This window comes from Bacillus aerolatus (genome assembly GCF_009183655.1).
GTDB classification, from domain to species: Bacteria; Bacillota; Bacilli; order Bacillales; family Domibacillaceae; genus Pseudobacillus; species Pseudobacillus aerolatus.
Window position 1 is genome coordinate 317,703 of record NZ_WEIO01000001.1, and the last position, 21,149, is coordinate 338,851.

A 21,149-nucleotide genomic window follows, 5' to 3' on the forward strand; every position below is an offset into this window, starting at 1 on the left:
ACGTATGAAAAAAAATAAGCAAGCCGACCTTATCCACCGCATGACCGATGAGGAAGTGCTGAACGCTCTTTATTTAACGCAGCTCTTTTTATTAGTGCTTTCGTTTATCATCGGTCTCTTTTTATTCAAAGACTTCTTCAGCTTCTACCGTCTGTTTCAATGGTCGATGATTGATATTTTTGTAATAGGCGGGGGAGCAGGGCTTGTCGTTGTAATTATAGATCTTTATTTAATGAAAAGTTTGCCTGAAAAATATTATGATGACGGCGGCATAAATGAGAGATTGTTCGCCGGCCGCTCAACAGGGGAGATCTTTTGGATTGCTGTTTTAGTGGCTGTCGCAGAAGAAGTATTTTTTAGGGGAATGATCCAGACGGCTTTAGGGTTTATTCCGGCAAGCATTATTTTTGCTATGATCCATGTGAGATATTTAGCGCAATGGTATTTAACGCTGAATGTGATTCTTTTAAGCTTTGGGATCGGATGGTTATTCGAATGGACAGGCAACCTGGCAGCTGTTATTATGATGCATTTTACCATTGACTTTTTGCTTGGCCTGGCCATTCGCCGGAAACAGAATAAGAATGAATCGATAAAGAAGGGATAAATATGACAAGAGACCCTTACCGTGAGTTAGCGCAGAAAAATCGCATAGAAATTAAGAAAGTCCAGGTAGAACGGGAAAAGCAGCCTGTTCAAGGGTCATCACGGATGGAAAGAAAAGAACAAAAAAAGCAAAAGAAATATCCGCTGTTAAAAGTGCTGCTTATGTTTTTTATTACGCTGCCTTTTATTACATTAGTTTTGTATACATATGCAAAGGATAATGACCGCTCCTCAACTTCTGTTGTAACGGAAGATTCGGGTGTGGCAGGACCGGTATATGTAGAACCCGAAGAAGAGGAGGAACAAACGAGCGAAGAAGAGGAAAACGATGATAAAGCAACAAGTGAAAAAATGGCTGAACCTGCCCCAGAAGCAACAGCGGCAATTATTATAGACGAGACGCAAAAACAACGAAGTGAAAAGCACATGGAAAAACAAATAGAAACGAACGCGAAGCCGCCTGAAGAAGAGAAAAAACCTGAAATAGAAATACCAAAAAAAGAGACACCGCTAGAGAAGAAAGAAGAAACGAAAAACGAAGCCATTCCGAATGATGATAAGCAGCCGGAAGGAAAAATCGTTTATCATACAGTCAAACCTCAAGAAACTGTTTTCCGAATTTCAATGACTTATTATAAGTCACAGGCCGGCATTGAGAAAATTAGAAAAGCTAACAATTTGAATGGCAATGAAATACGGGTAGGACAAGTATTGAAAATACCTCTTCCTTAATGATTTTGGCAAAGGGCTTCATAAACAACAATTATAACGTGAAAAGCACTAGAACTCCGGGTTTCTAGTGCTTTTCAATTTGCTAAAAAATTTTCTTGCGGTCCCTTTCTTCCTTTAGTATTTCAACCGCTTCCCGGAAGCGCTGTGAATGAATGATTTCACGCTCCCGTAAAAAACGAAGACTGTCATTCAGGTCAGTATCATCACTTAAATCAATGAGCCATTGATAAGTCGCCCGCGCTTTTTCTTCTGCCGCGATGTCTTCATAAAGATCGGCAATTGGGTCGCCTTTTGCTTGAATATAAGTCGCTGTCCACGGCGCACCGGCGGCATTATTATAAAAGAGTGCATTATCATGGTTTGCATAATGCGCACCGAGTCCGGCTGCTTTCATTTGATCGGGCGTGGCATCTTTTGTCAGCTTATATACCATTGTTGCGATCATCTCAAGGTGAGCGAATTCTTCTGTACCGATGTCCGTCAGTAAGCCGACCACTTTGTCGGGAATGGAGTAGCGCTGGTTTAAATAGCGCAGAGCAGCGGCCAGTTCTCCGTCTGCTCCGCCGTATTGTTCAATTAAATATTTAGCGAGTGTCGGGTTGCAAGTGCTTACTTTCACGGGATACTGCAATTTTTTTTCATAAACCCACATAGTGATCCCCTTTCTGCCAGCAGTTCTCTAGACTTGCCACGGCCATGGAGCTTCCTTGTAATCAAATGGACAACGGGCAAAACTGTAGCCGAAGCTCGTTAAAGCTCCGTATTTTCTTTCAAAAGCCTTTTTTAAGCTTTTGCTCAGTTTGACATACTCGTTATACTGTTTAATGGCATCAAGGTCGTCGGGATGTGTATGGAGGTAAAGGGCTAGTTCAACGATGACAAAATCTGCGGCTTGGATTTCTTCCAGCTCACTGTAATATTCAGGGGGAAGCTGTTTCATTCTCTGACCCCCTTTTTAATTCCTTCAATGAATAATATGGATCGTAAAAACACTTCCACAGCGTCCCGGCTTTTAAAGCGGCAAGTGCGGGGAATTGTTCAAGACCCGGCGGCTGAAAGCCAACAAATAGATTAGGTGGGGTGGAATACCTTTTCACCTTTATTGGCGGGCAGGGATCCATCGGACTGATGTATGGACGGTATGTTCTATACCATGTGTGTCTGTTCATTCCCTTCCTCCTCTTTCTATACTTCAATTCATTGTATGGGAGAGGGGATAGAATTATTTCTTTTTTTGGCCGAATCTGTTATTCTGGTTATTATTTTGCATTTATTTTATAACAGGAACGAAGGGAAAAATTATGTTGTATATTGTTATCGGGCTGCTTTTCTTCATAGCACTCATTTTCTTTATGTGGAGAGAGGCCCATTATAATGAAGTAAAAGAGGATGTTTTAGTATTTAAAAACTATCCCGGTCAAAAGCCGCTTACTTTCTTTTTTATCTCCGATCTGCACAGGCGGACGATTCATCCATCCATTATTCAAAACGTTACAAGCAAAGCTGAATTTATTATTATCGGCGGGGATTTGGGAGAAAAAGGCGTTCCGTTAAAAAGAGTGGATCACAATTTACGGTTGTTAAAAGAAGTGGCCCCTGTTTTTTTCGTATGGGGAAATAATGATTATGAATTGCCGTCTGACGAACTGCATGAGTTATTTAAAAGCCATGACATTTGCGTGCTGCGCAACGGCTCTTTTTGTTTGCCGGCGGACAGTGATCTTTCTTCGGTTTGTTTGCTTGGTGTGGATGATTTTAGCAAAGGCAACAGCGATAAAGCGCGCGCGTTCGCCGAGGTGCCAGCAGACTCATTTAAAATTTTGATCAGCCACAATCCGTTTTTTACGAAAAAGCTTACTCCAGCAGATGGTGTCTCGCTTTTTTTAAGCGGGCATACCCACGGGGGACAAATCCGCTTTTTTGATATTGGCCCTTATAAAAAAGGTGGATGGGAACAACAAGATGGAATGTCCGTTCTTGTCTCGAATGGCTATGGCACAAGTGCTTTGCCGCTCCGGCTTGGTGCGAGAGCGGAAACGCATTTAATTACGATCAAAAAAGGGCAGCCCTAATATGATTGACAACTCACCATCTGCGTTTTGATTCATAGTATGTGATAAAGAGGTCCTTAAGCAGGGGGCAGCAAACTATGAGGATAGAACGTTTATCAGATAACAAGGTGATGCTTTCCGTTTCATACGAAGAGTTAAGAGAAAAAGGATGCTTGAAGAAACACATTTTAGAGGATTCTTACATTTGGCATGAAATTTTTGATGAAATGCTGGATGTCATTGAAGAGCAGTTGGACATCGACACAGAAGGGATGATTGCGATTGAAGTTCACTCAATGTCAGGGGATGAACTCGTATTAATTTTAACGATTGATCATTTTGATTTTTTAGACAAAGTAGATGAAGTGCCTGCGGAATCAGAAGACACTTTAGGCTGTGATCTGACGTTCAAGTTTCAAGATATCGAGGATGCGATCGGATTGGTACACGATGAGAAAAAAGTAAGAGAAATTCAAAGTGCGCTTTACTATTTCAAAGACGCCTATTATATTTGCTTTTCCTTCGATTTTGACAGCCAATATGATGGACTCGAAGCTGCACTGCTGGAGTACGCTTCTCCTTCCAGTCTGCCTGAAGAAATGTTAAAAGAATATGCGACTCCCGTTATTCAAAAGGAAGCAACAAAGAAGATTTATGAGTTTTTTGTTAAGAAAGCCTAGCTTCCGTTAAGTGCTATCCGTTGAAATCAAAGCGATTTTCTCCTATCATCAAAGTATGATAGGAAATTTTTTTGTGCGGATAACAAGGAGGAAGTTATGCAGAAGGAAGACTGTATTATTGTAGGCGGAGGGCCGTGCGGTTTGGCAGCAGCTATAGCGTTAAAAGAAATCGGCAAAAATCCGCTCGTAATCGAAAAAGGAAACATCGTTAATTCCATTTATCATTACCCGACACACCAGACTTTTTTTAGTTCCAGCGAAAAACTTGCGATTGGTGACGTCCCTTTTATTATTGAAGGCCGGAAGCCAAAGCGCAATCAGGCATTAACGTATTACCGTGAAGTCGTAAAAATGAAAGAGCTCCGCATCCAGCGTTTTGAAGCGGTAGAAAAAGTGGAAAAACAAGCGGAAGGTTCTTTTTGTGTTCATACAACGGCCGGTTCTTATCAAACCCCATATGTTATTATTGCAACCGGTTATTATGATCACCCTAATTACATGAACATTCCGGGTGAAGAGCTGGATAAAGTGTTTCATTATTTCAAAGAAGCGCATCCTTATTTTGATACGGATGTAGCTGTGATCGGTGGCAAGAATTCTTCTGTCGATGCAGCGCTGGAACTTCATAAAGCAGGAGCGCGGGTGACGGTTCTTTACCGCGGAGGCGAATACTCGAAAAGCATCAAGCCGTGGATTTTGCCTGAATTTGAAGTGCTCGTCCGCGATGGTGAAATGAACATGGAGTTTCATGCAGAACTCGTTGAAATAAAAAAAGACACGGTTGTCTACACTCAAAATGGTGAAAAGAAGGAACTTGAAAATGATTTTGTGTTTGCGATGACTGGCTACCATCCCGATCATAGTTTCTTGAAAGAAATGGGCGTGGAAATCGATCGGGAAACAGGCCGTCCTGTATACAATGAAGAAACGAAAGAAACAAATATAGAAGGGATTTTTATTGCCGGAGTTATAGCAGCAGGAAACAATGCTAATGAGATTTTTATTGAAAACGGGCGCTTTCACGGCGGTGAAATAGCAGCAGCTATTGCCGAGCGGGAAGGAATAAAGTGAATAAGTAATAAAAAAACGGGCTAAACGGCCCGTTTTTCTATTACTCAAATACTTTTTCAAGATTAGCGGGCGCGTTAGCTGAAGACAAAGCGATTAAAAGCTTTAATCTCGCTTTTTGACCGTTTAGCCCATTTGAAAAGATCACACCGAGCTCCTTTAGTTGTTTTCCGCCGCCTTCATATCCATATATGTCTTGCACAATGCCGTTAAAACATCTTGAAACAAGCACGACTGGTATGTTTTGATTAATCAGTTCCTTTACCGCTGAAACAGCAGCAGGCGGCAAGTTGCCTTGGCCAAGCGCTTCGATCACGACACCATCATATTGAAGCTCTTTTAACGCAGATAGTAAATAAGAGTCCATACCGGCGTAGGCCTTAATTAAAGCAACTTTTTTGCTGACGGTGGTCACCAGTAGTTTTTGCTGAATGGCGGGTTCGTGGTGAAAGATGACTTTTCTTTTCGTAATAATGCCGATCGGCCCGTATTGCGGGCTTTGAAAGGTTGAGATATTGCTCGTATGCGTTTTTGTTACATTATCCGCAGAGTGGATCTCATCATTCAATACGACGAGCACTCCTTTTCCTCTGGCGTCGTCGCAAGAAGCGGCCCGGACAGCTGAAATTAAGTTATACAGCCCGTCCGCACCAATTTCGTTGCTTGAACGCATCGCGCCGGTAACGACGACAGGTACATTCGTTTCCAGTGTTAAGTCAAGAAAATAAGCCGTTTCTTCCAGCGTATCCGTTCCGTGCGTAATGACGACGCCATCAAACGGCCGTTCTTTATACGTCTGCTCAATCAAATTTTTTAGCTCGAGCATTTCTTTCGGAGTAATATGAGGAGAAGGGAGATGAAACGGTTCCGCGGAAAAAATAGCTGCTGATTCATCCAGCAAATGATCAAACGAGCGCATCGGGTTTGTAGAAGATGGCTTGACGGCTCCTGACTGTTTATCTTCTTCCATGGAAATCGTTCCGCCTGTATGAATCACGAATATTCGTTTTTTTGACAAAAGAAAAACCCCCACTGTACAAATTTGGATTATGTATGTTCAATCCTCTTTATTAATGATACGATGAAGAAAACCGAAAGAAAAGAGGACAGATTTATGCTGGCGGTCTTCTCGGCGGGCATTGCTCCTGGATTAGCACTTTTATGTTATTTTTATCTTCGTGATCAATACGATGCAGAGCCGGTGGCAACAGTGGCGAAGTCATTTATTTATGGTGCGCTGCTTACGTTTCCAGTCATGTTTATTCAGTATGTCCTAAAAGAAGAAGGCATCGTTTTATCAAATGCAGCTACAGCCTTTTTTACCGTTGGTTTTCTCGAAGAATTTGTGAAATGGTTTATCCTATTTTATTTAATTTATCAGCATGTGGATTTTGATGAACCGTATGACGGCATTGTGTATGGGACGAGCGTTTCGCTTGGCTTTGCGACAGTGGAAAACATTCTTTATTTATTAGCTTACGGCGTGGACCATGCTTTTTTACGGGCGTTGCTGCCGGTCTCAAGCCATGCGCTTTTTGGTGTGTTTATGGGGTTTTATTTAGGAAAAGCTAAGTTCAGCCAAGATGGGAAGAAAAACCAATGGCTCTGGCTCTCTCTTTTAATCCCATTTTTACTGCACGGACTGTATGATTATATTTTATTTATAGAGTCGGCATGGATATATTATATCATTCCATTTATGTTGATTCTCTGGTGGCTGGCGTTAAAGAAAGTGAAGCAAGCTCACGCATTGTCTGACCAGCACTATCATAGAATGGCACGCGAAGGAAGCTCTTAATTGAAAAAGAGCTTCTTTTTTTGTATAAAAATATGCACCTTGCAAAAAATACCCTTACACAACATCTATCAGGTGGAGGATAAAAAAGATGAGAATTCGTCCTAAAATGAAAAGAACAGCTGTAACGATTGCTTTTGTTATTAGTCTCGTCACAGGCAGCCTATCGATTATGCCGGAACCGTCACATGCTTTTTCAGGGCAGGTCATTCAAAAGGGCGCTTCCGGAGATGACGTCATTGAACTCCAAGCAAGGCTCCAGTACATCGGATACTATAAAGGCAAAATTGACGGCGTATACGGCTGGGGCACGTACTGGGCAGTGAGGAACTTTCAAGAAGCATTTGGCCTGCCTATTGATGGTCTCGTTGGAGCGACGACAAAGAACAAGCTTGTGAAAGCGTCAAAGTACGATAAAAGCTATGTAAAATCACAAATTGAAAAAGGCCGTTCATTTACTCACTATGGCAAACAATCAAAGCAGGCAAAAAACAAAGCAGGCTCCTCTGGCAACAAACCAATGGCGACAAGTGTTCCGCCGGGATTTTCACAAAATGATATTCAGTTGATGGCTAATGCAGTACACGGAGAAGCCCGCGGAGAACCGTACGAAGGCCAAGTGGCAGTGGCAGCGGTTATTTTAAATCGGATGCAAAGCCAGAGTTTTCCGAATACAGTATCAGGCGTTATTTTTGAACCGCGTGCGTTCACGGCTGTCGCAGACGGGCAAATTTGGCTGACGCCGAATGAAACGTCGAAACGTGCCGTGCTGGATGCGATCAACGGCTGGGATCCGACTGGCGATGCCTTGTATTATTTTAATCCCGATACGGCGACTAGCGCCTGGATTTGGACACGGCCGCAAATTAAAAAAATAGGCAAGCATATTTTCTGTAATTAAAAAAAGGGAGGATAACGATGCTGCGTATATTAACTATTGTTGTTTTATCGCTGGCTGCCGTCGGAACAGGATTCTGGGGCTACCAGGAGCATAAAGAGAAAAATGCCATTTTGATAAATGCTGAAAACAGCTATCAGCGTGCGTTTCATGATTTAACTTTCGGAATCGACCGAATTCACGACCAAATCGGCGCAACCTTGGCTATGAACACCCGAAAATCACTATCACCGGCTCTTGCAGATGTATGGCGGCTGACGTCTGAGGCTCATAGCGATGTAGGGCAGCTGCCATTAACACTTTTGCCGTTTAACAAAACGGAAGAGTTTCTCGGCAGCATTGGTGACTTCAGCTATAAAGCCGCAGTTAGAGATTTGGAGAAGGAACCACTCACGAATGAAGAGTATGCTCATTTGAAAAATCTTCACGAGCAGTCAGCCGACATTCAAAATGAGCTGCGAAAGGTGCAGCACATGGTATTGAAGAACAATTTAAGATGGATGGATGTTGAATTAGCACTAGCCACGGAAAAAGAAGGAACAGATAATACAATCATTGACGGCTTTAAAACAGTGGAAAAGAAATCACAAGGCTACAGTGAAACAAATGTCAGTACACTTCCAGGCGATATGAATAAACTCGATGACAATCACTTAAAGAAAAACAAAGCGGCTCCGATCAGCCAAAAAGAAGCGGTAGAAAAAGCGAAAGAATACGTTCAAATGAAACAAGTGAATGACATAAAAGTGACAAAAAGCGGGAAAGGATCGGATTTTTCATTTTACAGCATCCATATGACAAATAAAGATGGCGGAGAAGCAAGCATTGACATGACGAGAAGAGGCGGTTATCCGCTTTGGTACATCATCAACAGGGAAGTAGGGAAACCTGCGCTCAGCTTGAATGATGCAAACAACAAAGCAGTAGAGTTTTTAAACCGTAATAAAATGAAAGATTTAGTACTCTACGACAGTACGCAATATGATAATGTCGGTGTGTTTACGTTCGTAGGCGAACAAGATGGCATCCGAATTTATCCGGATGCGGTGAAAGTGAAAGTAGCCTTGGATAATGGGCAAGTAGTCGGGGTGGCTGCCAATGAATATTTAGAGAATCATCACGAAAGAAAATTGGAGAAGCCGGCACTGACTGAGAGCGAAGCAGAAAAATTTATCAATTCAAAAGTCGAAATACAAGAAGAACGTCTCGCAGTGATCAAAAACGACCTCAATAAAGAAGTGCTTTGCTATGAATTTTTAGGAACGCTCGGAGAAGACACCTATCGAATTTTAATCAATGCTAAAGATGGCACAGAAGAGCAAGTTGAAAAGCTGCGCCGGGCAGAACCGGTGTATGATAATTTACTGTAAATCATTCTAGGTGAAAAGATCGCTTATTGCATTTTTACCTTTCACACACTATAATTTTAAGGAAAATATTAGTTCAAATGAACTAGGGAGAGGAAGAATTAGGTGGGTGGTAAAAATGATCGAAATGGGAATGTATTTACTGCTAGTATCAACGGACGCTGAAGGGGAAGAAGAGCGTTATCGCTGTCGGGTGGCAGATATAGATGAAGGCCACATACTAATTGATTATCCAGTGAAAATAAAAACAAACCGTTCCACTTTTTTTGTAGATGGCATGCAGCTTTCCGCTGAATTTATCGATCCGAAATCTTCTTCGGCTGTGTACACATTTAACACGGAAGTGATCGGCCGGACGAAAAGAGAAATCCCGCTGTTACTTCTCCACGACCCGGGAAAGGATAAATACGAGCGGATCCAGCGCCGTAAATTTGTGCGTTTGCAATCACCGGTCAATGCTGCGATTTACTTGAATAATAAACCTCCTTTTACGGCAGCGACCGAGGATATCAGTGCTGGAGGAATAGCTATAGCGCTGCCGGAAGGGGTAGAAGCGGAATACGGAGATTCAGGCCGCGTTTTCCTTTCTGTCCCTATGCAGTCAAGTGAACATCATTATTTTGAAATAGCCGGCAAGGTCGTAAGGACACGAACGGATCATACCAACCGGACCATTGTTTCTATCGAATTTACTGATTTGCGAGAGCACGAACAACAAGTTTTATTGCGTTTTTGTTTTGAATGCCAGCTCATGATGAAAAGAAAAGGACTTGTTCAATGACTCCTGCCAAACGGCGGGGGTTTTTTTTGAAGAATATCCTCTCGTCGTGTGATAGAATAAGGAGAAAAAATGTGTAGAAGGTGAAAGCATGCAAAAACAAATTCAAATAGCAATAGACGGACCGGCTGCCGCCGGCAAAAGCACAGTGGCGAAAATTATTGCTGAAAAACTATCTTATATTTACATTGATACAGGAGCGATGTACCGGGCTCTCACTTACAAAGCCATTCAAACAAAGGCTGACTTTGAAAATGAAGAGCAGCTGCTGCAATTGCTTTACGAATCAACCATTGACTTAAAGCCGGGAGAAAACGGCCAGCAAGTTTTTCTCGATCAAAAAAAGGTGACAAATGAAATAAGAACAAATGAAGTAACGAATAACGTATCTTTTGTAGCCAAGCATGCACTCGTGCGTAAAGAAATGGTGAAGCGCCAGCAAGTATTCGCCGAGCAAGGCGGAGTGGTTATGGACGGCCGTGACATCGGTACCCATGTGCTCCCGCAGGCGGAAGTGAAAATTTTCTTGAAAGCAAGCACAGAAGAAAGAGCGAAAAGAAGGCATTTAGAAAATATTTCTAAAGGATTTTCATCAAATATAGAGAAGTTAAGAGAAGAGATTACTCTTCGCGACAAAATTGACTCGGAGCGGGAAGCGGCCCCGCTGAAAAAAGCGGAGGATGCGATAGAAATGGACACGACATCTTTATCAATTGCAGATGTTGTCGATCAAATTATGTCCATTGCAGAAGAAAGGATAAAGGCATGGTAACATTTTATTCAATCGCCAGAACAGTCGTGAAATCTATTTTAATGCCGCTGTACCGCATAGAAGTGCATGGCAGAGAACATTTTCCGAAAGAAGGCGGTGTGCTTCTGTGCAGCAACCATATCGATAATCTGGACCCCCCTGTTGTAGGAATTACAGCTCCACGGCCCATTTTATTTATGGCAAAAGAAGAGTTGTTTAAAGTCCCCGTTTTTGGGAAAATGTTAACTAACTTGAATGCATTCCCAGTAAAAAGAGGGATGAGTGACAGAGAAGCTCTCCGAAAAGGACTTAAATTTTTGAAAGAAGGGAAAGTACTCGGACTTTTCCCTGAAGGAACCCGTTCAAAAACAGGTGAAATCGGCCGGGGACTGGCAGGCGCGGGATTCTTTGCTTTACGCACGGATGCCTACGTTGTTCCTTGTGTGATCGTCGGGCCTTATAAAATGCTCGGCAAACTGAAAGTCGTTTACGGCCCCCCCATCGACATGGAAGAGCTGCGCAGCCGAAAAGCAAGTGCTGAAGAAACAACAGAAGTAATTATGTCCCACATTCGGAAGTTAAGAGAGGACTATTGCTAAATACTTACTGCTTGACAAATGACGGCAATTGTTAGAAGTTAATAGAAAGAATATTTTATCAAATGAATGTAAGCAGTTCTGTATTAAGGAGGAGTACATATGACAGAGGATATGAACCAAACTGAAGTGAATAACTACGAAGTAGGCGATAAAGTCCAAGCTACTGTAGTGAAAGTCGAAGAAAAGCAAGTGCAAGTTGAAATTGAAGGAAGTAAAAAAGACGGCATTATCCCAATTAGTGAACTTTCCAGCTTGCACGTGGAAAAAGCAACCGATGTAGTGAAAGAAGGCGACAAGCTTGAGCTTCAAGTAACAAAAGAAGAAGATGATCTATATGTTCTTTCCAAGCGCAAAGCAGATGCAGAAAAAGCGTGGGAAGAAATGACAAGCCGTTTTGAAAACGGAGAAGTGTTTGAAGCGGAAGTAAAAGAAGTGGTCAAAGGCGGTCTCGTCGTTGATCTTGGCATCCGCGGATTCATTCCTGCTTCACTTGTCGAAGATCACTATGTGGAAGACTTTGAAGACTACAAAGGGAAAACGATGAGCTTTAAAATCGTTGAACTGGAACAAGACAAAAATCGTTTAATTTTATCGCATCGCGCAGTGATCGACATGCAAAAATCAGAAAACAAGAAAAAAGTGCTTTCTGAAATTGAAGCAGGCGATGTTCTTGAAGGGAAAGTCCAGCGCCTGACTGACTTTGGCGCCTTCGTTGATATTGGCGGCGTAGATGGCCTTGTCCACATCTCCCAGCTTTCCCATGAACATGTGGAAAAACCATCCGATGTTATTCAGGAAGGCCAGGATGTGAAAGTGAAAGTGCTGTCTGTTGACCGTGACAGCGAAAGAATTTCTTTATCTATTAAAGAAACGCTCCCTGGACCTTGGTCTGATATTGCTGAAAAAGCCCCTATAGGAGCTGAGCTGACAGGTACAGTCAAGCGCCTCGTTTCTTATGGCGCCTTTGTGGAAGTGTTCCCTGGAGTCGAGGGATTAGTTCACATCTCTCAAATCTCCAATAAACATATTGGTACGCCGCATGAAGTGCTGCAAGAAGGCCAGGAAGTAAAAGTAAAAGTACTTGATGTAAACGAACAAGAAAACCGTCTTTCACTGAGTATGAAACAATTTGAAGACCAGTCCCAGCAGGCGAATGAATCGTACAGCATGCCTGAGGAAAGCACTGGCTTCCAGCTTGGCGAAATGATTGGCGATAAATTAAAAGGCTTAAAAAGAGAAGAATAATTAACATGCGAAGTTCGGATCTGTTCATATAGATCCGTTCTTCTGCTTTTATTGAATAAGGAAACGGTGATATACAGTGACGAGGGCACAAAGAAAACGGGATCATATCCAATATGCACTTTCAACAGGTCAAAGCAGACAAACGGGCCTCGATGATGTCGAGTTTGTTCATCAAAGCTTCCCCAACACTGCACTTGAAGATATATCTATTCAAACGGAAATAGGCGGACTTCTCTTAAGTTCGCCTGTTTTTATCAACGCGATGACAGGGGGTGGGGGACAGGAAACAGAGAAGATCAACGGCCAGCTTGCTTTAGCGGCAAAAGAAGCGGGAGTGGCAATGGCGGTTGGATCACAAATGTCTGCCCTTAAAAACCGGGAGGAAAGACGTTCATTCACTGTTGTCCGCAAGCAAAACCCCGATGGAATAATCATGGCGAACCTTGGAAGTGAAGCAACGGTAGATCAGGCGGAAGCGGCCGTTGATATGCTCGAGGCAAATGCGCTGCAGATCCACTTAAATGTTATACAAGAATTGGCTATGCCGGAAGGAGACAGAAACTTCAAAGGCGCATTGGAGAGGATCGGGATCATCGCAGAAAAGCTGGCTGTACCGGTCATCGTCAAAGAAACAGGGTTCGGTTTTGGGAAGGAAGCGGCCGGGAAACTAGCGGAACTGCCGGTAGCTGCAGTAGATGTCGGCGGGTTTGGCGGCACGAACTTCGCGGCCGTTGAAAATGAACGGCGGACAAAAGCGCTTGCTTACTTTAACAACTGGGGTATTCCCACAGCGGCAGCAATAGTGGAGTGTAAGACAGAAGCAGGACATATGGACGTTATTGCTTCAGGGGGCATTCAGAACAGCCTTGATGTTGCAAAGTCGCTTGCACTCGGGGCAAATGCAGTTGGAATGGCGGGTCTGCTGCTGAACGTATTGATGGAAAAAGGACCAGAAGCTTTATTCACAGAACTCTCCTCCTTGCACGAAGATTTAAGGATGATTATGTGTGCGCTCGGGGCGAATGAAGTGGCCGATCTTCATAAAGCACCAATTATTATTCAAGGTGATACGTATCACCGGCTTCATTTGCGTGGGTGTCATCCAGCTAAATTTAGTCAAAGGTGTCAAGAATGAACGTCTAGAATCATTATTGTTTCCGGGCAGTGATGATTAAAGTTGCCTGGTGCAGGGAATATTGATAGAATAAACTAGTTCAGCAAAGCCCTTCTCATGCCAGAAGGGTTTTATTTGTACGGACGGAGAAACATAAGGATAAGAACGATAGAGAATGAATGTATGGAAAGGATGAACCAAATGGTGAAACCAGTTGTCGCCATTGTTGGCCGCCCGAATGTTGGGAAATCTACCATTTTCAACCGAATAGTCGGTGAAAGGATTTCCATTGTTGAAGATATTCCAGGCGTTACAAGAGATCGCATATACAGCTCAGGTGAATGGCTGAATAACGAATTTAATTTAATTGATACAGGCGGAATCGATATTGGGGATGAGCCGTTTTTAGAACAAATTCGCCAGCAGGCAGAGATTGCCATTGAAGAAGCGGACGTTATTATCTTTTTAGCAAGTGGGCGGGAAGGTGTCACTTCGGCAGATGAAGAAGTGGCAAAAATATTGTACCGTTCGAAAAAACCGGTTGTTCTTGCCGTTAATAAAGTGGACAATCCCGAAATGAGAAGCCAAATTTATGACTTTTATTCGCTCGGATTTGGCGAGCCGTTTCCTATTTCAGGAGCACACGGCATCGGGCTCGGAGACATGCTTGATGCAGTGGCGAGCCATTTTTCAAAAACAGAAGAGGAAGAGTATGATGAGGATGTTATTAAGTTCTCGTTAATCGGCCGGCCGAATGTCGGAAAATCTTCTTTAGTGAACGCTCTGCTCGGAGAAGACCGGGTGATTGTAAGCGATATTGCCGGAACAACGAGAGATGCGACAGATTCGCCATATACGTACGAAGGCCAGGAATATGTCATTATTGACACAGCAGGTATGCGTAAAAAAGGAAAAGTATATGAAACGACAGAAAAATATAGTGTGCTTCGTGCGCTCCGTGCGATTGAGCGGTCCGATGTAGTGCTTGTCGTCATTAACGCCGAAGAAGGCATCAGAGAGCAGGATAAGCACATTGCGGGATACGCTCATGAAGCCGGCCGTGCCGTTATTATCGTCGTTAACAAGTGGGATGCGGTGGAAAAAGACGAAAAAACGATGAAAACGTTAGAAGAAAAAATTCGCAATCACTTCTTGTTTTTAGATTATGCACCAATCGTTTTTCTGTCTGCGAAAACAAAAAAGCGGGTGCACACATTGCTGCCTGTCATCAACCAGGTGAGTGAAAATCACTCCATGCGCGTTCAGTCGAGTGTATTAAATGATGTAATTATGGATGCGGTGGCGATGAATCCAGCGCCGTCTGATAAAGGAAAGCGTCTAAGAATTTATTATGCGACACAGGTGGCTGTCAAGCCGCCGACATTTGTTGTTTTTGTTAATGAACCAGAGCTGATGCATTTTTCTTATGAGCGCTTTTTACAAAATCGTATTCGTGAAGCGTTCGGGTTTGAAGGAACGCCAATCCGAATTCTCTCGCGTGCTCGAAAATAAAGAAAAGCTGGTGAGTATGTATGGAAAACAAAGTGAAAGTTGCGGTAATTGGCGCCGGAAGCTGGGGGACTGCTCTGGCTATTGTCCTCGCTGATAATGGGCATGAAGTTCGCCTTTGGGCTCACAATAAAGACCGAATAAATGAAATCAATGAAAAACATACAAACAGCCAATATTTACCGGGTGTTGAATTGCCTGTTAACATCATTGGCTCCGATTCGCTGGAAAGAGTGTTAAGCAATCTAGACATTATTGTCCTGGCTGTACCGACAAAAGCAATTCGTGAAGTGCTGCAAAAAATAAAAACAATACGCAAAGAACCTTTAACGATTATTCACGTCAGCAAAGGCATTGAACCGGATACGCTCATGCGCATATCTGAAATGATAAAAGAAGAACTGCCGGATGGGCTTCTCAGCGATATTGTTGTTCTTTCCGGTCCAAGCCATGCGGAAGAAGTGAGCTTGCGCCATCCAACAACAGTGACCGCTTCATCCGAAAATATGAAAGCAGCGGAAAGAATTCAAGATATTTTTATGAACCAGCATTTTCGCGTGTACACAAACGCCGATGTCGTTGGCGTAGAAATCGGCGGAGCGTTAAAAAACATCATTGCCCTCGCAGCTGGAATTTCTGACGGTCTTGGGTATGGAGATAATGCCAAAGCCGCTTTAATCACGAGAGGACTGGCAGAAATTGCCCGGCTCGGCACGAAAATGGGAGCGAATCCATTAACATTTTCTGGCTTGGCAGGCATCGGCGATTTAATCGTGACTTGTACAAGCGTTCATTCCCGAAATTGGCGCGCCGGTAATTTGCTTGGAAAAGGACAAAAGCTTCAAGACGTTCTCGACAGTATGGGGATGGTAGTAGAAGGTGTCCGAACAACGAGAGCAGCCCGGCAGCTTTCCATAAAATATAATGTGGAAATGCCGATTGCTGAAGCGCTATACCGAATTTTGTTTGAAGGACAAGAGCCAAAAGAGGCCGTAGATGATTTGATGGCCCGCATGAAAACGCATGAAATGGAAGATCTAGTCGACATCATCGAGGACCGGAGGAAAGAGGATCTATAAAGTAAGCAGTTGAGTCAAAGTTTGCGTGCTATTCATATACTAAGACGAATAAGCCGGCATTTAACAGGCGGCGGTCGTATAAGCTGAAGCGGCAAAAAGCTGCTTCAGCCTTTTTTGCAGTTTGGGAAACTATAAAATAATCGTATTGTGTATAACTTTGCTGTTGTCCACTTTTTTGATCAATATGTTATAATCATGTCGATAAAGAAGAGGTTTCACCATTTTTGCTATTTTGCGATGGATGATTCGTCTATATTCAGCTTATTTCTGTGTGCATAAAGGATAAATGAAAGGGGCAGTGAAAGATGTCAACGGCCATGATGAATATGTGGATCTCTTTTATAGGGATGGGGCTTATGATTTTGTCGGTTTTCACCATTTATATAAGCCGGTATAAATTTAAAAATGGATTTTTAAAAGTGATTTCCGCTCTTTTAGCCTATGCTTGTATGATCATTGGCGGGCTAATAATGGTGTACATTGTATTTAGCGGTCCAGCTTGAAGATTGAAGGAGAGAGTCAACGAATGAAAAAACTAGCAATTATACTGATGATCGTCCTGTCAGCAGCGCTTATAAGCGGGTGTATGTATCCGGAAGACCGGCGCGTGGAGAATCAAACTCCATATGAAGATCAAATTCAAGCCGTTCAATCCGCAGTCAACCAGTTTAAAGAAGCAAACGGCGGTATCTTGCCGATAAAAACAAAAGAAGCGGATACACCGTTGTATGAGAAATATCCGATAGATTTTAAAAAAATTGTGCCGCAATTTATGGCTGAGCCGCCCGGGAATGCTTTTGAATCTGGCGGGATTTTTCAGTATGCGCTCGTAGACGTAGAAAAAAATCCTACCGTTAAATTAATTGATCTGCGGATGGCCGAACAAATCAGAGACATTAAAATGCGCATTCGAGCACAAGGGTACCCACCTTTTAAAAAGGATATAGCTAATAATGTGTACACGTTAAATTTTAAAAAACTCGGATATAAAGAGGAGCCTTACGTTGTCAGTCCATACACGAACCACAACTTGCCGTTTGTCGTATCAGGAGACGGCAACATATACGTGGACTACAGCAGCGATTTATACACAGCTCTTAAAAAATCAGGCAAGAAAGTAAAGGAAGGGGAAGATATTAGACCGCTTCTTTTAAAAGATTCTTCTTTTGCACCTGCTTTTTCTCTTCCTTATACAGTAAACGATCAAAATGAACCCATTTTTATGGTGAAATAAATAAATGATAGAGGGTGTCTCAAAAGCAAAGAGCCCGGCATCTCCAGCTCCGTATATAGTATGAAATCTTCGATTATCTACTATATGCGGATGTACAAGGGAGGAGCCAGGCACTTATGAGACACCTCTTTTCTTTTTACAGGAATATTTTCAGTCATATAAGAGCAGGACAACATCATACAATTTACTGTATGAATGATGCCACTAATAAAAAGAGCACTCAATAAAGTCGGGAGGGAATTACTTGGAAAAAGCAGATATTTTTAAAGATATAGCTGAACGGACAGGAGGAGATATTTATTTAGGAGTTGTTGGTGCGGTCCGTACGGGAAAATCCACGTTCATTAAAAAATTTATGGAACTGCTTGTTCTTCCTAATATAGACAATGAAGCGGAAAAAGCAAGAGCATTAGATGAATTGCCTCAAAGTGCGGCAGGTAAGCAAATTATGACGACAGAGCCGAAGTTTGTGCCCAATCAAGCGATTTCGATCAACGTAGATGAGGGACTTTCTGTGAATGTCCGTCTCGTTGATTGCGTCGGCTATGTCATTCCTGGAGCGAAAGGGTATGAAGATGAAAATGGGCCGAGAATGATTCATACACCTTGGTTTGAAGAGCCGATTCCCTTTCATGAAGCGGCTGAAATCGGCACGCGCAAAGTGATTCAAGAACATTCAACGATCGGCGTATTGATCACGACAGATGGCACGGTCGGAGAACTTCCGAGAAGCAATTATTTAGAAGCGGAAGAACGTCTCGTTGAAGAACTGAAAGAAGTAGGCAAACCGTTTATTATGATCGTCAATTCAGCCCGGCCTTATCACCCGGAAACAGACAGTCTCCGCGATAGTCTAGCTGAGAAATATGACATTCCGGTAGTAGCCATGTCTGTTGAGAGCATGAGAGAGACAGATGTTATGAATGTGCTGCGGGAAGCGCTGTTTGAATTTCCTGTACACGAAGTAAATGTGAACTTGCCGGGATGGGTGATGGTACTGAAAGAAAGTCACTGGCTGCGCGGACATTATCAAGAAGCGATTAAAGAAACAGTGCAAGATATTAAGCGTCTGCGGGATGTCGATCGCGTAGTCGGGCAGTTTGACGAATATGAATTTATCGAAAATGCAGGGCTTGCGGGCATGGATATGGGGCAGGGTGTAGCTGAAATTGATTTATTTGCTCCCGATGAGTTATATGATCGAGTATTAAAAGAAGTAGTTGGAGTGGAAGTTCGCGGGAAAGACCACTTGCTCGAATTAATGCAGGAATTCGCCAACGCCAAATCAGAGTATGATCAAGTAGCTGATGCATTGCGTATGGTAAGGCAGACGGGCTATGGCGTTGCGGCTCCATCTCTTGCCGATATGAGCCTGGATGAACCGGAAATCATTAGGCAAGGATCACGATTTGGTGTGCGTTTAAAGGCCGTAGCTCCATCGATTCATATGATTAAAGTCGATGTCGAATCGGAATTTGCTCCAATTATCGGAACGGAAAAACAAAGCGAAGAACTCGTCCGCTATTTAATGCAAGACTTTGAAGATGATCCGCTGTCTATCTGGAACTCTGATATCTTTGGACGGAATTTAAGTTCCATCGTGCGGGAAGGTATACAAGGCAAGCTATCTCTCATGCCTGAAAATGCTAGATATAAATTAAAAGAAACCCTTGAACGAATCATTAATGAAGGTTCAGGGGGCATGATTGCCATTATATTATGAACACATATTTGCAGACTCTCTTCATCGTGGGGAGTCTTTTTTGCTTTTTTTTGTCCTAAAGCTAGAAAGAATGGCAATTCTTAAGGGATTCTGCTTGATATGACATTTCTTATGTGATAATCTTTTAACAGAATTAATGTGTAAAAACATTGATTTAAAAGCTTTTTCCGTTTGTATGTATAAAAATTAGGAAAATGGCTTACGAATGAAAGTAATAGTGTAAAATACAGACTTTCGTTGAAACCCCCTTTGGGAGGAGGTGAATGGCATGAATAAAACAGATTTAATTAATCAAGTTGCAGAAACAGCGGAACTATCTAAAAAAGATGCTACTAAAGCGGTTGAAGCCGTCTTTGATGCCATCCAAAACACGCTGGCAAGCGGAGACAAAGTTCAACTGATCGGTTTTGGAAACTTTGAAGTGCGTGAGCGTTCTGCACGTAAAGGACGTAACCCGCAAACTGGAGCAGAAATCGAGATCGCAGCAAGCAAAGTACCTGCGTTCAAACCAGGCAAAGCTTTAAAAGATGCGGTTAAATAATTACATAGCCTAACGGCTACAAGAGAGGCCTTCATGGTCTCTCTTTTTTGTTTAGCTGGCTTTTCATGTCTAGCTGCAGACGCTAGCGCGTCCGCTGATTTCGCCCTCTCTGTCGGAGCCTGAAGAACGACTCCTCGTCGAGAGCTATAAATCCGCTATCGCGCTGAACGAGCGCCTTCCGCTTTTCGGTGTCTAGCTGCAGCGCCTAGCCGCTCGAGGTCATAAGCCAAATAGCTGTGGGGCTGAAGAGCAGCCTCCTCGCTATTTGTCTTATGCTTGTCGCGGCTGGACAGGCGCTTCCGCTTTTCGTGTCTAGCTGCAGGCGCTAGCGCGTCCGCTGATTTCGCCCTCTCTGTCGGAGCCTGAAGAACGACTCCTCGTCGAGAGCTATAAATCCGCTATCGCGCTGAACGAGCGCCTTCCGCTTTTCGGTATGTTATGCTACTATTTAGTGAGTGTTTGTTAATTTTACGATTGATAGAGAGGATTGTAGAGTATGGCTGAAGTGAATCGTGCCCAAATTGAGGAAGCAGTTCGTATGATTTTGGAAGCAGTCGGGGAAGACCCAAACCGTGAAGGATTGCTGGATACGCCTAAGCGGGTGGCTAAAATGTATGAAGAAGTCTTTTCCGGTTTAAATAAAGATCCGAAAGAGTATTTTGAAACGATTTTTGGCGAGGATTATGAAGAGCTCGTTTTAGTAAAAGATATTCCTTTTTACTCGATGTGCGAGCATCATCTTGTTCCTTTTTTTGGACATGCTCATGTGGCATATCTTCCTAAAGACGGAAAGGTTACCGGTCTTAGCAAGCTGGCAAGAGCGGTGGAAACGGTGGCGAGACGTCCTCAGCTGCAAGAACGCATTACTGCTGAGGTAGCAGATGCGATGATGGAAAAGCTTCAGCCGCACGGTGTGATGGTTGTCGTAGAAGCAGAGCATATGTGTATGGCGATGCGTGGAGTGAAAAAGCCGGGAGCTAGAACGGTTACGACTGCAGCTCGCGGAAAGTTCGCCAACGATGTACATTCGCGCTCGGAGCTGCTCAATTTAATTAAAGGCTGATAGAAGAGAGGCAGGTGGATCGAATGAAGAACAATCAAGCTGACTTTATTATGATCCGGGCGGTAGAAGACGGAGTGAATGTTATTGGTTTAACTAGAGGGTCTGATACCCGCTTTCATCATTCAGAAAAGCTCGATAGAGGAGAAGTAATGATTGCCCAGTTTACAGAGCACACTTCGGCTATTAAAGTTCGCGGGCGTGCTAAAATTATTACGAGTTTCGGCGAAGTGGAAAGTGGAAATGAAGCATAAAAAGTAAATGTAACAGCTGTTTTTCCAAAAAGAAAAACAGCTGTTTGCTTTGCTGGTGCCGCAGG

Annotated in this window: 25 protein-coding genes; 21 read left to right on the forward strand and 4 right to left on the reverse strand. The window is 43.1% G+C overall.

What is annotated here, in order from left to right:
* Window positions 1-4: 4 nt before the first annotated feature.
* Window positions 5-607, forward strand: coding sequence for a CPBP family intramembrane glutamic endopeptidase (locus F9802_RS01685; protein ID WP_152149411.1), 603 nt, complete (start codon window positions 5-7; stop codon window positions 605-607).
* 2 nt (window positions 608-609) lie between these two features.
* Complete coding sequence (locus tag F9802_RS01690; RefSeq protein ID WP_225435107.1) at window positions 610-1,338, forward strand: LysM peptidoglycan-binding domain-containing protein; 729 nt, start codon at window positions 610-612, stop codon at window positions 1,336-1,338.
* An 82-nt stretch (window positions 1,339-1,420) separates the two neighbouring features.
* Here the strand turns inward: F9802_RS01690 and cotJC are convergent, their stop codons facing one another.
* The 3 genes from cotJC to F9802_RS01705 are packed head-to-tail and all read right to left on the reverse strand — an operon-like array spanning window position 1,421 to window position 2,507.
* Entirely contained in the window at window positions 1,421-1,990 is a 570-nt protein-coding gene (cotJC, locus tag F9802_RS01695) for a spore coat protein CotJC (protein ID WP_152149412.1), read from the reverse strand.
* 27 nt (window positions 1,991-2,017) lie between these two features.
* Window positions 2,018-2,278, reverse strand: a complete 261-nt coding sequence (locus F9802_RS01700; RefSeq protein WP_152149413.1) for a spore coat protein CotJB — start codon at window positions 2,276-2,278, stop codon at window positions 2,018-2,020.
* Window positions 2,259-2,507, reverse strand: coding sequence for a spore coat associated protein CotJA (locus F9802_RS01705; RefSeq protein ID WP_152149414.1), 249 nt, complete (start codon window positions 2,505-2,507; stop codon window positions 2,259-2,261). Before F9802_RS01705 ends, F9802_RS01700 begins: the two co-directional genes overlap by 20 nt.
* A gap of 132 nt (window positions 2,508-2,639) precedes the next feature.
* Here F9802_RS01705 and F9802_RS01710 point away from each other — a divergent pair, with 132 nt between their 5' ends.
* From F9802_RS01710 to F9802_RS01720, 3 genes are all read left to right on the forward strand, one after another.
* Entirely contained in the window at window positions 2,640-3,410 is a 771-nt protein-coding gene (locus F9802_RS01710; protein ID WP_225435113.1) for a metallophosphoesterase, read from the forward strand.
* Window positions 3,411-3,487: 77 nt separating this feature from the next.
* Window positions 3,488-4,069: an adaptor protein MecA gene (locus F9802_RS01715; RefSeq protein WP_152149415.1), complete on the forward strand. Its 582-nt coding sequence runs from the start codon at window positions 3,488-3,490 to the stop codon at window positions 4,067-4,069.
* Window positions 4,070-4,165: 96 nt separating this feature from the next.
* Window positions 4,166-5,140, forward strand: coding sequence for a YpdA family putative bacillithiol disulfide reductase (locus F9802_RS01720; RefSeq protein ID WP_152149416.1), 975 nt, complete (start codon window positions 4,166-4,168; stop codon window positions 5,138-5,140).
* A 40-nt stretch (window positions 5,141-5,180) separates the two neighbouring features.
* On the opposite strand, the gene F9802_RS01725 is transcribed toward F9802_RS01720, so the two are convergent.
* Complete coding sequence (locus tag F9802_RS01725; protein WP_152149417.1) at window positions 5,181-6,155, reverse strand: asparaginase; 975 nt, start codon at window positions 6,153-6,155, stop codon at window positions 5,181-5,183.
* Between the two features lie 96 nt (window positions 6,156-6,251).
* Here F9802_RS01725 and prsW point away from each other — a divergent pair, with 96 nt between their 5' ends.
* The 16 genes from prsW to mtrB all read left to right on the forward strand — a co-directional run bounded on the left by prsW (window position 6,252) and on the right by mtrB (window position 21,084).
* Window positions 6,252-6,935: a glutamic-type intramembrane protease PrsW gene (gene prsW / locus F9802_RS01730; protein ID WP_152149418.1), complete on the forward strand. Its 684-nt coding sequence runs from the start codon at window positions 6,252-6,254 to the stop codon at window positions 6,933-6,935.
* A gap of 169 nt (window positions 6,936-7,104) precedes the next feature.
* A complete protein-coding gene (gene sleB, locus F9802_RS01735; RefSeq protein WP_225435187.1) occupies window positions 7,105-7,833 on the forward strand; it encodes a spore cortex-lytic enzyme in 729 nt (242 codons plus the stop codon).
* A gap of 17 nt (window positions 7,834-7,850) precedes the next feature.
* Complete coding sequence (gene ypeB / locus F9802_RS01740) at window positions 7,851-9,200, forward strand: germination protein YpeB (protein WP_152149419.1); 1,350 nt, start codon at window positions 7,851-7,853, stop codon at window positions 9,198-9,200.
* A gap of 115 nt (window positions 9,201-9,315) precedes the next feature.
* On the forward strand, window positions 9,316-9,978 hold the full coding sequence (locus F9802_RS01745; RefSeq protein WP_152149420.1) for a flagellar brake protein: 663 nt from the start codon (window positions 9,316-9,318) through the stop codon (window positions 9,976-9,978).
* An 88-nt stretch (window positions 9,979-10,066) separates the two neighbouring features.
* Window positions 10,067-10,747 (forward strand): (d)CMP kinase, encoded by a 681-nt coding sequence (gene cmk, locus F9802_RS01750; protein ID WP_152149421.1) that lies wholly within the window; start codon window positions 10,067-10,069, stop codon window positions 10,745-10,747.
* Window positions 10,741-11,325: a lysophospholipid acyltransferase family protein gene (locus F9802_RS01755; protein WP_152149422.1), complete on the forward strand. Its 585-nt coding sequence runs from the start codon at window positions 10,741-10,743 to the stop codon at window positions 11,323-11,325. The genes cmk and F9802_RS01755 overlap by 7 nt, the downstream gene beginning before the upstream one ends.
* A gap of 99 nt (window positions 11,326-11,424) precedes the next feature.
* A complete protein-coding gene (gene rpsA / locus F9802_RS01760) occupies window positions 11,425-12,570 on the forward strand; it encodes a 30S ribosomal protein S1 (protein WP_152149423.1) in 1,146 nt (381 codons plus the stop codon).
* Window positions 12,571-12,646: 76 nt separating this feature from the next.
* Window positions 12,647-13,705, forward strand: a complete 1,059-nt coding sequence (fni, locus tag F9802_RS01765) for a type 2 isopentenyl-diphosphate Delta-isomerase (RefSeq protein ID WP_152149424.1) — start codon at window positions 12,647-12,649, stop codon at window positions 13,703-13,705.
* A gap of 180 nt (window positions 13,706-13,885) precedes the next feature.
* Window positions 13,886-15,196: a ribosome biogenesis GTPase Der gene (gene der / locus F9802_RS01770; protein ID WP_152149425.1), complete on the forward strand. Its 1,311-nt coding sequence runs from the start codon at window positions 13,886-13,888 to the stop codon at window positions 15,194-15,196.
* Window positions 15,197-15,216: 20 nt separating this feature from the next.
* A complete protein-coding gene (locus tag F9802_RS01775) occupies window positions 15,217-16,272 on the forward strand; it encodes an NAD(P)H-dependent glycerol-3-phosphate dehydrogenase (RefSeq protein ID WP_152149426.1) in 1,056 nt (351 codons plus the stop codon).
* Between the two features lie 305 nt (window positions 16,273-16,577).
* The gene (locus F9802_RS01780; protein ID WP_152149427.1) at window positions 16,578-16,775 is read left to right on the forward strand and encodes a DUF2768 domain-containing protein; all 198 of its coding nucleotides are present in this window, start codon (window positions 16,578-16,580) and stop codon (window positions 16,773-16,775) included.
* A 23-nt stretch (window positions 16,776-16,798) separates the two neighbouring features.
* Window positions 16,799-17,506 (forward strand): hypothetical protein, encoded by a 708-nt coding sequence (locus tag F9802_RS01785; RefSeq protein ID WP_152149428.1) that lies wholly within the window; start codon window positions 16,799-16,801, stop codon window positions 17,504-17,506.
* A gap of 244 nt (window positions 17,507-17,750) precedes the next feature.
* Window positions 17,751-19,229: a stage IV sporulation protein A gene (gene spoIVA, locus F9802_RS01790; protein ID WP_152149429.1), complete on the forward strand. Its 1,479-nt coding sequence runs from the start codon at window positions 17,751-17,753 to the stop codon at window positions 19,227-19,229.
* A 268-nt stretch (window positions 19,230-19,497) separates the two neighbouring features.
* Window positions 19,498-19,770: an HU family DNA-binding protein gene (locus tag F9802_RS01795; protein WP_152149430.1), complete on the forward strand. Its 273-nt coding sequence runs from the start codon at window positions 19,498-19,500 to the stop codon at window positions 19,768-19,770.
* Window positions 19,771-20,266: 496 nt separating this feature from the next.
* Entirely contained in the window at window positions 20,267-20,833 is a 567-nt protein-coding gene (folE, locus tag F9802_RS01800) for a GTP cyclohydrolase I FolE (RefSeq protein WP_152149431.1), read from the forward strand.
* Window positions 20,834-20,856: 23 nt separating this feature from the next.
* Window positions 20,857-21,084: a trp RNA-binding attenuation protein MtrB gene (gene mtrB / locus F9802_RS01805; protein ID WP_152149432.1), complete on the forward strand. Its 228-nt coding sequence runs from the start codon at window positions 20,857-20,859 to the stop codon at window positions 21,082-21,084.
* Window positions 21,085-21,149 lie beyond the last annotated feature (65 nt).

Bases quoted from the DNA above. Each gene is read 5' to 3' on its own strand.
- F9802_RS01700 (WP_152149413.1), bottom strand. From the start codon at position 2,278: ATGAAACAGCTTCCCCCTGAATATTACAGTGAGCTGGAAGAAATCCAA.
- ypeB (WP_152149419.1), top strand. From the start codon at position 7,851: ATGCTGCGTATATTAACTATTGTTGTTTTATCGCTGGCTGCCGTCGGA.
- der (WP_152149425.1), top strand. From the start codon at position 13,886: ATGGTGAAACCAGTTGTCGCCATTGTTGGCCGCCCGAATGTTGGGAAA.
- rpsA (WP_152149423.1), top strand. From the start codon at position 11,425: ATGACAGAGGATATGAACCAAACTGAAGTGAATAACTACGAAGTAGGC.
- prsW (WP_152149418.1), top strand. From the start codon at position 6,252: ATGCTGGCGGTCTTCTCGGCGGGCATTGCTCCTGGATTAGCACTTTTA.
- sleB (WP_225435187.1), top strand. From the start codon at position 7,105: ATGCCGGAACCGTCACATGCTTTTTCAGGGCAGGTCATTCAAAAGGGC.
- F9802_RS01755 (WP_152149422.1), top strand. From the start codon at position 10,741: ATGGTAACATTTTATTCAATCGCCAGAACAGTCGTGAAATCTATTTTA.
- F9802_RS01710 (WP_225435113.1), top strand. From the start codon at position 2,640: ATGTTGTATATTGTTATCGGGCTGCTTTTCTTCATAGCACTCATTTTC.
- F9802_RS01745 (WP_152149420.1), top strand. From the start codon at position 9,316: ATGATCGAAATGGGAATGTATTTACTGCTAGTATCAACGGACGCTGAA.
- F9802_RS01685 (WP_152149411.1), top strand. From the start codon at position 5: ATGAAAAAAAATAAGCAAGCCGACCTTATCCACCGCATGACCGATGAG.
- F9802_RS01690 (WP_225435107.1), top strand. From the start codon at position 610: ATGACAAGAGACCCTTACCGTGAGTTAGCGCAGAAAAATCGCATAGAA.
- F9802_RS01795 (WP_152149430.1), top strand. From the start codon at position 19,498: ATGAATAAAACAGATTTAATTAATCAAGTTGCAGAAACAGCGGAACTA.
- F9802_RS01785 (WP_152149428.1), top strand. From the start codon at position 16,799: ATGAAAAAACTAGCAATTATACTGATGATCGTCCTGTCAGCAGCGCTT.
- folE (WP_152149431.1), top strand. From the start codon at position 20,267: ATGGCTGAAGTGAATCGTGCCCAAATTGAGGAAGCAGTTCGTATGATT.
- mtrB (WP_152149432.1), top strand. From the start codon at position 20,857: ATGAAGAACAATCAAGCTGACTTTATTATGATCCGGGCGGTAGAAGAC.
- F9802_RS01720 (WP_152149416.1), top strand. From the start codon at position 4,166: ATGCAGAAGGAAGACTGTATTATTGTAGGCGGAGGGCCGTGCGGTTTG.
- F9802_RS01775 (WP_152149426.1), top strand. From the start codon at position 15,217: ATGGAAAACAAAGTGAAAGTTGCGGTAATTGGCGCCGGAAGCTGGGGG.
- cmk (WP_152149421.1), top strand. From the start codon at position 10,067: ATGCAAAAACAAATTCAAATAGCAATAGACGGACCGGCTGCCGCCGGC.
- F9802_RS01715 (WP_152149415.1), top strand. From the start codon at position 3,488: ATGAGGATAGAACGTTTATCAGATAACAAGGTGATGCTTTCCGTTTCA.
- cotJC (WP_152149412.1), bottom strand. From the start codon at position 1,990: ATGTGGGTTTATGAAAAAAAATTGCAGTATCCCGTGAAAGTAAGCACT.
- F9802_RS01705 (WP_152149414.1), bottom strand. From the start codon at position 2,507: ATGAACAGACACACATGGTATAGAACATACCGTCCATACATCAGTCCG.
- F9802_RS01780 (WP_152149427.1), top strand. From the start codon at position 16,578: ATGTCAACGGCCATGATGAATATGTGGATCTCTTTTATAGGGATGGGG.